14 protein-coding genes and 1 pseudogene are annotated in these 11,139 nt (G+C 74.0%); 2 read left to right on the top strand and 13 right to left on the bottom strand.

What is annotated here, in order from left to right; all coding sequences use genetic code 11:
- Nucleotides 1-107 precede the first annotated feature (107 nt).
- From B0E53_RS27045 to B0E53_RS26985, 13 genes and pseudogenes are all read right to left on the bottom strand, one after another.
- The gene (locus B0E53_RS27045) at nucleotides 108-485 is read right to left on the bottom strand and encodes a gas vesicle protein (protein WP_107078607.1); all 378 of its coding nucleotides are present in this window, start codon (nucleotides 483-485) and stop codon (nucleotides 108-110) included.
- A gap of 1 nt (nucleotide 486) precedes the next feature.
- The gene (locus B0E53_RS27040; RefSeq protein WP_107078606.1) at nucleotides 487-834 is read right to left on the bottom strand and encodes a gas vesicle protein; all 348 of its coding nucleotides are present in this window, start codon (nucleotides 832-834) and stop codon (nucleotides 487-489) included.
- Nucleotides 831-1,175, bottom strand: a complete 345-nt coding sequence (locus B0E53_RS27035) for a gas vesicle protein GvpG (protein WP_107078605.1) — start codon at nucleotides 1,173-1,175, stop codon at nucleotides 831-833. Before B0E53_RS27035 ends, B0E53_RS27040 begins: the two co-directional genes overlap by 4 nt.
- A 3-nt stretch (nucleotides 1,176-1,178) precedes the next feature.
- A complete protein-coding gene (locus B0E53_RS27030) occupies nucleotides 1,179-1,934 on the bottom strand; it encodes a GvpL/GvpF family gas vesicle protein (RefSeq protein WP_107078604.1) in 756 nt (251 codons plus the stop codon).
- 202 nt (nucleotides 1,935-2,136) lie between these two features.
- A pseudogene (gene gvpJ, locus B0E53_RS40450) lies at nucleotides 2,137-2,358 on the bottom strand (gas vesicle protein GvpJ); the annotation flags it as partial.
- The gene (locus B0E53_RS27020) at nucleotides 2,355-3,611 is read right to left on the bottom strand and encodes an SRPBCC family protein (RefSeq protein ID WP_107078602.1); all 1,257 of its coding nucleotides are present in this window, start codon (nucleotides 3,609-3,611) and stop codon (nucleotides 2,355-2,357) included. The pseudogene gvpJ and the gene B0E53_RS27020, both read right to left, overlap by 4 nt.
- A 2-nt stretch (nucleotides 3,612-3,613) precedes the next feature.
- A complete protein-coding gene (locus tag B0E53_RS27015; RefSeq protein ID WP_107078601.1) occupies nucleotides 3,614-4,081 on the bottom strand; it encodes a hypothetical protein in 468 nt (155 codons plus the stop codon).
- A gap of 291 nt (nucleotides 4,082-4,372) precedes the next feature.
- Entirely contained in the window at nucleotides 4,373-4,882 is a 510-nt protein-coding gene (locus B0E53_RS27010; protein WP_107078600.1) for a GNAT family N-acetyltransferase, read from the bottom strand.
- 151 nt (nucleotides 4,883-5,033) lie between these two features.
- Nucleotides 5,034-5,936, bottom strand: a complete 903-nt coding sequence (locus B0E53_RS27005; protein ID WP_107078599.1) for a hypothetical protein — start codon at nucleotides 5,934-5,936, stop codon at nucleotides 5,034-5,036.
- A gap of 88 nt (nucleotides 5,937-6,024) precedes the next feature.
- Nucleotides 6,025-6,441 (bottom strand): DUF3263 domain-containing protein, encoded by a 417-nt coding sequence (locus B0E53_RS27000; protein WP_107078598.1) that lies wholly within the window; start codon nucleotides 6,439-6,441, stop codon nucleotides 6,025-6,027.
- 100 nt (nucleotides 6,442-6,541) lie between these two features.
- Nucleotides 6,542-7,558 carry an ABC transporter permease subunit gene (locus B0E53_RS26995; protein ID WP_107078597.1) on the bottom strand — a complete coding sequence of 339 codons (1,017 nt, stop codon included), beginning with the start codon at nucleotides 7,556-7,558 and terminating at the stop codon, nucleotides 6,542-6,544.
- Complete coding sequence (locus B0E53_RS26990) at nucleotides 7,555-8,562, bottom strand: ATP-binding cassette domain-containing protein (protein WP_107078608.1); 1,008 nt, start codon at nucleotides 8,560-8,562, stop codon at nucleotides 7,555-7,557. Before B0E53_RS26990 ends, B0E53_RS26995 begins: the two co-directional genes overlap by 4 nt.
- A 120-nt stretch (nucleotides 8,563-8,682) precedes the next feature.
- Complete coding sequence (locus B0E53_RS26985; RefSeq protein ID WP_091322195.1) at nucleotides 8,683-9,468, bottom strand: DeoR/GlpR family DNA-binding transcription regulator; 786 nt, start codon at nucleotides 9,466-9,468, stop codon at nucleotides 8,683-8,685.
- 198 nt (nucleotides 9,469-9,666) lie between these two features.
- Between B0E53_RS26985 and B0E53_RS26980 the strand changes: the two genes are divergently transcribed.
- Together B0E53_RS26980 and B0E53_RS26975 are read left to right on the top strand one after the other, a co-directional pair.
- Nucleotides 9,667-10,596: a sugar isomerase gene (locus B0E53_RS26980; protein ID WP_107078596.1), complete on the top strand. Its 930-nt coding sequence runs from the start codon at nucleotides 9,667-9,669 to the stop codon at nucleotides 10,594-10,596.
- A partial coding sequence (locus B0E53_RS26975) for an ROK family protein (protein ID WP_146167782.1) occupies nucleotides 10,593-11,139 on the top strand: 547 nt, incomplete at its 3' end. The genes B0E53_RS26980 and B0E53_RS26975, both read left to right, overlap by 4 nt.

The following is an 11,139-nucleotide window of genomic DNA, read 5'->3' as shown; positions in this document are numbered from 1 at the left end:
CCACGGCCCGGACCGGCGTGCCGGCGATGCCGGGGAGCCCGGCGGGCGTGGCCGTCCCGGCGACCACGCCGTGCAGCCAGACGGCGGTCGCGGTGTCGGGGGCGGGGTCAGAGGTCTTGGTCATGCCAGCCCTCCCTCGCGTCCCGCTCGGCCCGGGCGGCCACCCGCGGCCGGCGGGACGCCTCGACCTCCTCCGGGTCGCGCGGGCCGGGCTCGACCGGCGGGCGGGCCCGGGAGCTGAGCCACGGGTCGTGCTCCCACCAGTCGATGCCGATCTGCCGTGCGGTGTCCACCGAGGCGATGACCAGCCGCAGCTTCAGCGTCAGCAGCTCGATGTCGAGCAGGCTGACCCGGATGTCACCGGCGATCACGATGCCCCGGTCGAGGACCCGTTCCAGGATGTCGCCGAGGTTCGCCGGCTCGTGGCCGGCCGGCAGCACCTGACCGGAGTTCTGCACCACCGACGGAGCCCGCCCAATGGTCATCTCAGTCCCCCTTGCCGCGCTGGTAGCGGCGCGTCCGCCGGTAGCCGAGCAGGCTGCCGGTCATGTCCAGCTCGACCTCGTAGAGGCCGAGCAGGTCGGTCGACGCCGGGATGCGGTGGTCCTCGACCACCTCCACCCCGATGAGCCAGCCGTCGTCGGTCGGCTGGATCGAGGTGATCCCGAGCGGATCCCGGCCGGTCAGCGCGACGATCTGGCGCAGCCCCTCCCGGGCCGCCTCGGCCGCGCTGACCGCCTCCTCGTCCTCCTCGTCGATGTACCGCTCCTCGGCCCGACCGCCCCGGTCGCGCCACCGCTCGCGGTCGCCGTCGCCCCGGATCCGTGCCGTCATCGTCCTCCCCCTCGTCCGCGACGCGGCTCACCGCGACGGTCGCCGGTCCCCCTTCGGGCGGGCGCCGGCCGCCGGGGCGCACCGTTGCGCCGCGCCGGGGTACGGTCCGCCCCGGCGGCCGGCCTGGTGAGCCGGTCCAGCACCTGCTGCTGCCCCCGGTCCCGCTCCTCCGGCGTGATGTCCCCGGCCGCCGCGGCCCGGTCCAGCTCCTCCAGCTCGCGCCGGATGTTGACCGGGTTGTACTGCTGGGACTCCGCCTCCCGCGCCACCACCTTGACCAGCGCGGTGAGCCCGCGCACCGGCGCGTACGGCAGGGTCAGCAGCGTCCAGAGGATGTCCACGGCTCACTCCACCAGCTGGTGCGCGCTGACGAAGTCGTACGGGGCGAGCGGGCCGATCAGGCGCATCCGGATCAGGTCCCGCCGCTGCTCGGCGAAGTCCTCGACCGCCCGGACGAACTCGTCCTCCCCGTCGCCCGCCACCAGGAAGGAGACGCGCACCGCGTCCAGCTCGTGGCTGGGCGGGAGGGCGGCGTCCGCCGCCGCGTACGGGCCCACCGCGTCGATCAGGTCGCGGTTCTCCGCCTCCCGGCGCAGCTCGACCGCCTGGCTGATCATCTCGCCGAGCCGGATCCGCTGCTCCCGGCTCTCCATCTCCGGCCGGCCGCGCACCTCGTCGGCGAGGGCCGCGGCGGTGGCGTTCTCCGCCAGGAACCCGCTGATGAACTCCTGCTCGTCGAAGCGGCCGTGCACGGTGTACTGGAGCCGGTCCTCGAACTCGTCGAGGGCGGCGGCGAACCGGTCGTGGTGCGCGGCGAGCAGGTCCTCGACCGCGTCCGCGCCGGTCACCACGGTGCCGAACCGGACCGGCAGCACCGGGGCGACCACCGCCGTCCCGTCCAGCAGCCGCTCGTACGCGGTCAGGTCGGCCGGCCGGCCCAGCGGCTCCTCCAGCCCGACCTCGCTGACCAGCGCGGCCAGCTCGCCGTGCCGGACCGCGGTCACCTCGCCGGGCGGGGAGCCGACCCCCTCGGCCTCGGGGGTCGGCTCCACGTCGGACGGCACGATGCCGTAGATGAACAATGCGTTCTCCTGGGCCATGTCAGCGCTCCTCGTCCCGCCGCCGGCGGGGCCGCTCCCGCTCCCGCTCCCGCTCCGGTCCGCGGTCCCGGAGCGAGTCCGCCACCGCGCCGCTGATCTCCTGGGCCGCCTTGCCGAGCCCGGAAACGGCCTTGCCCTTGGTGGCGGCGCCGGCCAGGTCCGGCAGGCCCTTCTGGCCCTTCGGCACGATGCTCAGCCGGTCGACCGCCTCGGCGAACCGGAGGTACGTCTCGACGCTGGCGATCACGATCCGCGCGTTGATCTCCAGGAGCTGGATGCCGACCACGGCGACCGACACCTGGGCGTCGATCACCACGCCCTTGTCCAGCACGGTCTCCACGACGTCGGCGAGGGTGCCCCCGCCGCCGCCGCTGGTGCGCTCCAGGGCGCTGCCCGGTTGACCTGTCGTGGTGGCCACGGTCATTCCTCACGCTCCTCTCGCCGGCGGCGCACCACCGGCCGTCGCGGTGTCTCGGGAGCCCGGCGGACCGGGCGCGGACGCTCGGGGCGCGCCTCCCGCTCCTCGCGGGGCTGGGGGCGGCGGGCCCGCTCGGGCGCGCGGCGGCGCGGCGGCTCCTCCTCCTCGGGCTCCTCGGCGTACTCGTCGTCGTCGAAGTCGTCGCCCTCGTCGTAGTCCGCGTACTCCTCCTCGTCGGGGGTGGGACGGCGACGCGGCGGCGGTGGCCGGCGGCGGCCGCGACCGGCGGGCCGGCGCTCCTCCTCGGGCTCCTCCTCGGCTTCCTCGGGCTCTTCCTCGGGTTCCTCGGCGCGGCCCCGCTGCTCCTCGCGGCCCCGCTGTTCCGCCCGGCCCTGCTGCTCCTCGCGGCCCTGCTGCTCCTCGCGGGCCTCCTGCTCCTCGCGGAGCGCGGTCTCGTGGTCCTTGACCACCTGGGAGTCCTCGATCTCGCCGCGCCAGCCCTCGACCGAGTCGGGGTCGAGCACGGTCTGGGTCATCACGTGCCGGACGAAGTGCTTCAGCTCCAGCCGGACCCGGCGGCCCTGGGCGCGCCACAGGTTGCCGGTGTGCTCGAAGAGGCCCTGCGGGTGGTACTCCAGCACCACCAGGATCTTCGTCAGCTCGGGGCCGACCTCGTGGAAGCTGACGGTGCCGTCGACCGAGCCCTTCTCGCCCTTGGACCGCCAGTGGATGAGCCGGTCGGGGATCTGCCGGACGATGGTCGACTCCCAGGTCCGGTGCGACCAGAAGACCTGCGCCTTCCAGGTCATCCTCTCGTCCGAGTCGCGGTCCGCCTGCTCGACCTTCTTCATGAAGCTCGGGAAGTCGCCGAACTGGGTCCACTGGTTGTACGCGACCCGGACCGGCACGCCGACCTCGATCGTCTCGACGATGTTGGTGACCTTGAGCTTCTTGCCGCCGCCCTTGCCACCCTTGCCGCCGCCGAACGCCGACATCAACTTCTCCTTACCGCCGGCCAGGCCGGCATGGAACATGGCCTTGACCGGGGAGTGGCCCTCGGCGAGCTTCTGGGCGCCGGTGGCGGCGGCGACCAGGCCGGGCCCGCCGCCCTGCTTGGCGTACTCGCTGAGCCGCCCGGTGGCGCCGGTGATCCGCTCGGTGACCACGTGCATCGCCCGCTCACCGATGGCCGAGGCGAGGTTGCGCAGCTCGCCGCCGAGCTGGTCCCGGGCCTTGTCCGTGAGGTTGCTGGTCGCCATGGTCACCGCCCCCGCTGCCGTCGCGCGACAGCCGGGCGCCGGCCCCGGTCGGCGTCGTCCTCAGCCTCGGGCTGCTCGTCGAGCTCCGCCTCCTCGTCGGGGGCCGAGCGCTCGTCGTCCGCCGGCTCCTCGTCCGGCCGGCCGGCGTCGGACTGGCCGCCGCCGGACTTCCGGCGCAGCGCGTCGGCGCTGCCGCGCAGCTTGCCGCTGAGCGCGTCGATGCCGCTGCCCGCGGCCGCGGTCGCCGCGGCCTTGCCGGCCGTGGCCAGCGGTGCGCCCAGCTTGCCGAGGCCGCCGAGCTGGGGGACATTCAACAGGTCCGTGCCGAGCTGCTTCAGGCCGCCCGGGCGCTGGCTGGCCCGCCCGGCCGCGACGGCGGCGGCCAGGGTAAGCGCGGTACGCATCTTCTTCCGGCGCCCGAGGAGGTAGCCGAAGCCCACCGCCAGCGCCACCCGTGCTCCGCTCTTCATCAGTTCTCCTTCGCTCCCCGGCGGAAGCGGACACCTCGTGCGTGGCGCAGGCCCGGAAGAGCAGCTACCGGGGATCAGCGGGAATTGGGCCTGCGACCGGCGTCCCGTATCAGCGGACCCGGCGGGCAGTACCCGTCCCCTCACCCGCAAAACATTTCAGCGAATTCGCTGAGACGCCTCTCACCGTCGAATTGGATAGACGGCTCGGGAGAGGCAGGGATCACGCATAACGGTCAGAAGAACACAGTCCAGCAGGGGAAAGTCAGAACCTGCCGGACGGAAAACAACAAGTCAATGCGTCGGCAGGGCCGAATCCAGACACATTTCCGCGCGCAGCTTGCCGTCCTTCTCGCGCAATTCCGCGCCGCATTTACGAAGAACCGAGACGGCGCCCTGGTTGTCCGGTGTCGTCTCCGCCACGACCGTGTGCATGCCGGCCGCCGCGGCGGCGTGGAGCAACTCCCGCAGGGCCGCCGCACCGAGCCCCTGGCCGCGCGCCGAGCGGCCGAGCCACATCCCGGTCTCCACCGTCCCCGGCTCCTCGCAGCGGGTCATCCGGACCATGCCGACCACCTCGCCGCCGGCCACGATCGCGTACATGAGGGTACGGGTCGGCCCGTCCAGCCCGCTGAAGCTCGCCCGGTGGAACTCGCGGAAGGCCTCCCGGCGGGCCAGCGACCAACCGGCCGGGGCCTCCACCGGGGGCATGACGTCCTCAGGCTCCGCCTCGGCAGCCGCTACGGAGAGCAACGGCTCCAGGTTCCGCTCGTCCACCGGCTCCAGTCGTACCGCACCCGTCACGAGCCGCAGTCTGCCGGTCGTACCGGCCCAAGTCCACCCCTTTGGGCCCGGACTGCCGGTCCGGCGGAGGGGGTCGGCCGGTCGTACCCCCCGGGAGTTCCGCCTCACGCTGCGTTGTCAGCCGACCGGTCGGTTCTGGCGGTGAGGGTGCTCACTCCGCCGGACCGAACTCGCAGAGCACCACCGAGGCGTCGTCGGTGCGCTTGCGCCGGCGCAACCGGTCCGGGTGGTCCCGCTCGGCCGCCCGGACCCGCTCGACCAGCCCTTCCGGACCCTCGGCCACCGTCACGTCGAGCAGGCCGCCCCAGTCGAAGAGGCCGAACTGGTCGACCGCGCAGGAGGCGCCGTCGCTGAGCAGCGCTGCCCGCCGCAACGCCCCCGGCCCGCGCAGCGGCAGCGTCCCGGTCACCGCGTGGTAGGCCGCGTCCGGGTCGGTGGCGGCCGCCCAGTAGCCGTGGGTCCGGTTCATCCGGGTCCGCTGCACGGTCACCGCACGGCGAAACCGGGTCACCGGGTCGACATCCCCGTCGGGGAGCGCGGCGGCGGTCCGGCGCAGGTCCGCCAGCGCCGCGTCCAGCCGGTCGTCGGAGACCACGCCGACCCGGTCCCCGGTGTCGAGCACCAGCGGGCTGTCGCAGAGCACCAGGTAGTCCACCTGGTCGCCGCCCTCGCGGAGCAGGCAGACGGTGGAGGACGGGGTGCCCGGGTGGTCCAGGTCGCACCCGCCGCCGTGGTCCGCCCGCACTGCCAGGATCGCCGCCGCCAGGCTGCTCATCAGCGTCGCCGCCGGGCGGGCCGCGACGGCCAGGCCGATCCGGGCGGCCAGGTGCCGGACATACCAGGCCGGCCCGTGCACGCAGCCGGTGTCGAAGCCCTCCGGCACGGTCGCCCCGTCGAGGACGCCGACCAGCGGGCCGAACCGGAACACCACGTCCTCGTTCTCCAGCCGCCCGGGTGCCGGATCAGAGGCGGAACGGACCCGCATCATCGGCGCCGTCCCGACCGGCCGGGCCGGCCGGCTGCCGGTCGGGTACCGGCGATCTGGTGCCCCCATCCGTCTGCTCCCTCCGTCGCCGCCCGCCGCCTACCCGTAGCGCCGGAGGCCATGCCGGGGCGGGCGGACTCGGGGGAGGCGCGGCCGGTCAGCGCCGCCGGTTCCGGGCCCGGGACGAGCGCAACCGGCGCAGCCGGCCGACCAGCACGGGCTCGGCGGCGAGCGCGGCCGGCTGGTCGAGCAGCGCGTTGAGCAGTTGGTAGTAGCGGGTCGCGGAGAGCCCGAAGGTGTCCCGGATGGCCTGTTCCTTGGCGCCCGCGTGCTTCCACCACTGCTGCTCGAAGGCGAGGATGCGCCGCTCCCGCTCGGTCAGCCCGTCGGTCTCCTCGGGCTCCGCGGCCGGAGCCGCCACCGCCGGCCCGTCGTCGGGCGGCGCGGCCTCGACCGCGGGGGCGGAGCGGGGTGGCGGAACGGTGACGCCGGCCTCCCGGCGCGCGACGTCGGCGGTCCCGGACGGCTCGGGCCGGTCGTCGGTGACGGCCCGCTCCGTGGCGTCGGCGGGCATGGCGCTCCTCACGAGAACAGGCGACCGGCGCGACGGTGCCGGCCGGGGGGACCCCAGCGTAACCAGGGTCCGCCCGGCCCGCATCGGACGCGAGGTCCGGTCAGGAGATGTCGCGCCGGCGCATCGACCAGAACGCGCCGATCAGCACCGCGGCGGCGCCGACCCCGAGCACCAGCGCCGACTGCTGCCAGGTGACCACCAGCTTGGCCGGTTCGCACGCGCCCTTGGCGAACTGGCAGGTGTCGTAGTCGAAGAGTTCCACCTGCTTCATGAACCACGACTGGGCGTACGTGGAGAGGACGTACCGGTCGCCGAACGGAACGGCGAGCACGTTCACCGCGATCCGGATGCCGATCTCGCTGATCGCGAAGACCGCCACGGCCGCGCCGAGCGCCATCGCGGTGTGCCGCCCCAGCGAGGCGAGCGCGAAGGCGACCGCGCCGACGAGCAGGATGAGCCCGACCGCCCGCAACCCGTCCAGGCCGATGGAACGCCACACCCCGGCGGTCACCTTGGCGGTGGTCCCCCGGTAGCGGCCGATGAGCCAGAAGGCGAGGGTCCAGAAGGCGCCGAGCACCAGGCTCACCCCGAGCACCGTGGTGAGCAGCGCGGCCAGCTTGGTACCCAGCACGGCGAGCCGTTTCGGCCGCCAGAGCAGCAGGTTCATCATCCCGCCGGTGCTCCACTCGGCGCCGACGTAGGAGGCGCCGACGATGAAGGCGAAGAGCGCGACCGCCCCGGCGAAGACCGCGATGAACATGGGGAACTCGGCCCGGAAGTCGAACTGGTAGGGCAGGTTCCACTTCGGGTCGAACATGTCCGGCTGCGGCTGCCAGTCCCGGCCGCAGTTCGGGCCGTAGCGGTCCTCGGTGTTCTGGTCGCCGCGGGCCTTGGCGGCGTCGCAGTCGGCGATCGTCTTCTTCCAGTCCTCCACCGCCCGCTGGTACTGGGCGTCGGACTCGACCTGGGCGGCCGCCACCACCTCCTTGGAGAGCTGGTGGCTGGAGAAGCTGAACGCGGTGGCCACCGTGGCCAGGCCGAGCAGGAGCAGCACCAGCAGCAGCCGGGTGAGCCGGCGCTTGCCGAGCCGGCGCAGTTCGGTGACGTACAGGCTCATGCGCCCCAACCTCCCGTGGTGGCGCCGCTGCCCGGCTCACCGACCTTCATGGACTGGTCGACCTGCCGGTGCTGGCCGGGAACCGGCGCGGTGGCGGTCAGTTCGAGGAAGACGCTCTCCAGGTCGACCGCGACGGGCGTCAGCTCGCTGACGTAGAGGCCCTGTTCGGCGAGGACCCGGCTGACCGCGGCCGGCTTGTCGACGCCGGCGAGCATCAGGTGGTCGGGCTCGGCGGCGACCCGGATCCCGGCCCGGGTCAGCGTCTCGGCGGCCTGCGGCAGGTCGGTGACCGCCTCCAGGCGGACCCGCACGGCGCTCTGCGAGTGCGCGGCGAGCACCTCGTCGACCGGTCCGAACGCGACCCGCCGGCCCAGCGAGATGATGGTGACCGAGTCGCAGATGAGCTGGATCTCGCCGAGGATGTGGCTGGAGAGCACGACGGTCATCCCGGCGGCGGCGAGGTCGCGCATCAGCCCGCGCATCTCCCGGATGCCGCCCGGGTCGAGGCCGTTGGCCGGCTCGTCCAGGATCAGCAGCCTCGGGTTCTTGAGCAGCGCGGAGGCGACCGCCAGCCGCTGCTTCATGCCGAGCGAGTAGGCCTTCACCCGCTCCCCGGCCCGGTCGCGCAGCCCGACCAGCTCCAGCACCTCGTCGACCCGCTGGCGGGGCAGCTCACCGGCCTGGGCGAGCAGCCCGAGGGTGTCCCGGGCGGAGAAGTGCGGGAAGAACTGCGGGCTCTCCACGATGGCCCCGACCTGGCCGGCGACCGCGGGCAGCGCCTGCGGCAGCTCCTGGCCCAGGATGGCCATCCGGCCGCCGTTGGGCCGGATCAGCCCGAGCAGCGTCCGCAGGGTGGTGGTCTTGCCCGAGCCGTTCGGGCCGAGAAAGCCGTGCACCTGGCCCGCCTCGACCCGCATGTCGAAGCCGTCGAGCGCGTGGCGGACCCCGCGTTTCCGGCTCCGGTACGTCTTGCGGAGACCTTCGATCTCCAGGACAGCCGACAAGCTGACCTCCCCCGATGAGTTGGTGACAGCGGACACCATACGCGGTATGCAGCCGGAGACAATACCCGGTATGCATCGGGGTTTTCCCGGATTCGGGGTCAGGCGCGCCGGGCAGCCGCGTCAGGCGCAGACCACGTGCACGCCCGCGTCGCGGAACGCCTGCACCACGGCGGGGGACGCGCCGGAGTCGGTCACCAGCGTCTCGATCCGGTCCACCGGGCAGATCCGGGCGAAGGCGTGTCCGCCCAGCTTGGACGAGTCGGCGATGACCACGACCCGCTTGGCCCGGGCCACCATGAGGCTGTTCATGGCGGCCTCGCCCTCGTGGTGAGCGGCGGCGCCGAGCTGCGGGTCGATGGCGTCCACGCCGAGCAGCGCCACGTCGAGCGTCACCTCGCGCAGCAGCGCCCCGCCCAGCGGGCCGACCAGCTCGAACGACTTGGGCCGGACCACGCCGCCGGCCACCACCACCTTCATCCGCGAGCGCACCAGCAGCTCGTTGGCGATGTTCAGGGCGTTGGTGACGACGGTGAGCTGGGCGCCCTCGGCGCTGGTGTTCAGGTCGGGGCGGACGGCCAGCGCCCGGGCCACCTCGGTGCTGGTGGTGCCGCCGTTCAGGCCGACCACGGTGCCGGGCGAGACCAGCGCGGCGGCGGCCGCGCCGATCCGCTGCTTCTCGGCCGAGTGCTTGGCCGTCTTGTAGCGCAGCGGCAGGTCGTAGGAGACGCCGTTGGCGACCGCGCCGCCCCGGGTGCGCGTGATCATCTGCTGCTGGGCGAGCTGGTCGAAGTCACGCCGGATGGTGGCCTGGGAGACATCCAGGCGCTCGGCCGCCTCTTCGACGCTGACCCGGCCGCTGTCGGTCAGCATCTCGAGCAGCGCGTTCCATCGGGCGTAGCGGTCCACCGCGGGGCCTCCACTGACTCTGCACGAACGGTGATTGATTGCGTGCACAGTAGTGCGCGAAACTGCCGAGGCGCAAAAACCTGTCCTGCGCGATCTGGGAGCCGGTTGCCACGGCCACCCCGAATCGCGCAGAATGACGCGCGAAAGGCGGCCATATCGCGCCGTATTGCGCAAGGTCTCCCCTGGCTAGGAGTTGTCATGGCGTACGTGCACGCGGAGATCGCGAGCCAGCCCGACTGCTGGCGGGAGGCGGCGCGGCTCGCCCCGACCGTCGCCGACCGCCTGCCGCGCCCCGGCGAGCGGGTCGCCGTCGTGGGGTGCGGCACGTCGTGGTTCATGGCGGCCGCGTACGCCGGGCTGCGCGAGCGCGCCGGCCAGGGCGAGACCGATGCCTTCCAGGCCAGCGAGTTCCCCACCGGCCGCCGCTACGACCGGCTCATCGCGATCACCCGCTCCGGCACCACCACCGAGGTGCTGGACCTGCTCGCCGCGCTGCGCGGGCAGGTGCCCACCACGGTCCTGGTCGGCGACCCGGCCTCGCCGGCCGTCGAGCTGGCCGACGCGGCGGTGCCCCTGCCCTTCGCCGACGAGCGCTCGGTGGTGCAGACCCGCTTCGCCACCACCGCGCTCGCGCTGCTCCGCGCCCACCTCGGCGAGGACCTGGGCCGGCTGGCCGCCGACGCCGAGGTGGCCGTCCGTGCCCCGCTGCCGATCGACCCGGCCACCATCGAGCAGGTCACCTTCCTCGGCCGCGGCTGGACCGTCGGGCTGGCCCAGGAGGCCGCGCTGAAGTGCCGCGAGGCGGCCACCTTCTGGGCCGAGGCGTACCCGGCCATGGACTACCGGCACGGCCCCATCTCGATCGCCGCCCCGGGCCGGCTGGTCTGGGCGTTCGGCGGAATCCCGGAGGGACTGCCGGAGGACGTGGCCGCCACCGGCGCCGCCTTCGTGCACAGTCGCACGCACGGCTGCCACACGGTGCTGACCAGCTGGGCCGCCGGGCGCAACCCGGTCGACCCGATGGCCGACCTGATCATCGCCCAGCGCTTCGCCGTGGCGCTGGCCACCAGCCGCGGTCTCGACCCCGACGCGCCCCGGCACCTGACCCGCTCCGTGGTGCTCGCATGAGCCCAGGCGACGAGGTCGTCGTCGCGCTGGACGTGGGCGGCACCGGGATGAAGTGCGCCCTGGTCCGGCCGGACGGCGCCACCGTGCACGCCGAGCGGCACGCCACCGACGCGGCGCGCGGCCCCGAGGCGGTGGTCGGAACGATCCTCGACGTGGCCGAGGGGCTGGCCGGCAAGGCCCGCGCCGACGGCCTCACCCCGGTGGCCTGCGGCATCGCCGTGCCCGGGGTGGTCGACGAGGCCCGCGGGGTCGCCGTCTGGTCGGCGAACGTGGGCTTCCGGGACGTACCCCTGCGGGACCTGGCGTGGGAGCGGCTCGGCCTGCCCACGGCGCTCGGCCACGACGTGCGGGTGGGCGGCCTGGCCGAGGCCCGGCTCGGCGCCGGGCGGGACGGCGGCCACGTGCTCTTCGTCGCGATCGGCACCGGCATCGCCGCCGCCCACGTGGTCGACGGGTCGGCCGCCGTCGGCGCGCACGGCGCCGCCGGGGAGATCGGGCACATCCTGGTACGCCCCGACGGTCCGCGCTGCGGCTGCGGCCGCC

The sequence above is a fragment of the Micromonospora sp. MH33 genome, assembly GCF_003013775.1.
Lineage (GTDB): Bacteria > Actinomycetota > Actinomycetes > Mycobacteriales > Micromonosporaceae > Micromonospora > Micromonospora fulviviridis.
The sequence above is the reverse complement of the archived record's forward strand: the minus strand, read 5'-3'. Positions and strand labels throughout refer to the sequence as shown.

Bases quoted from the DNA above. Each gene is read 5' to 3' on its own strand.
- B0E53_RS27005 (WP_107078599.1), bottom strand. From the start codon at position 5,936: ATGGGGGCACCAGATCGCCGGTACCCGACCGGCAGCCGGCCGGCCCGG.
- B0E53_RS27040 (WP_107078606.1), bottom strand. From the start codon at position 834: ATGACGGCACGGATCCGGGGCGACGGCGACCGCGAGCGGTGGCGCGAC.
- B0E53_RS27015 (WP_107078601.1), bottom strand. From the start codon at position 4,081: ATGAAGAGCGGAGCACGGGTGGCGCTGGCGGTGGGCTTCGGCTACCTC.
- B0E53_RS26995 (WP_107078597.1), bottom strand. From the start codon at position 7,558: ATGAGCCTGTACGTCACCGAACTGCGCCGGCTCGGCAAGCGCCGGCTC.
- B0E53_RS27020 (WP_107078602.1), bottom strand. From the start codon at position 3,611: ATGGCGACCAGCAACCTCACGGACAAGGCCCGGGACCAGCTCGGCGGC.
- B0E53_RS27030 (WP_107078604.1), bottom strand. From the start codon at position 1,934: ATGGCCCAGGAGAACGCATTGTTCATCTACGGCATCGTGCCGTCCGAC.
- B0E53_RS26980 (WP_107078596.1), top strand. From the start codon at position 9,667: ATGGCGTACGTGCACGCGGAGATCGCGAGCCAGCCCGACTGCTGGCGG.
- B0E53_RS27045 (WP_107078607.1), bottom strand. From the start codon at position 485: ATGACCATTGGGCGGGCTCCGTCGGTGGTGCAGAACTCCGGTCAGGTG.
- B0E53_RS27000 (WP_107078598.1), bottom strand. From the start codon at position 6,441: ATGCCCGCCGACGCCACGGAGCGGGCCGTCACCGACGACCGGCCCGAG.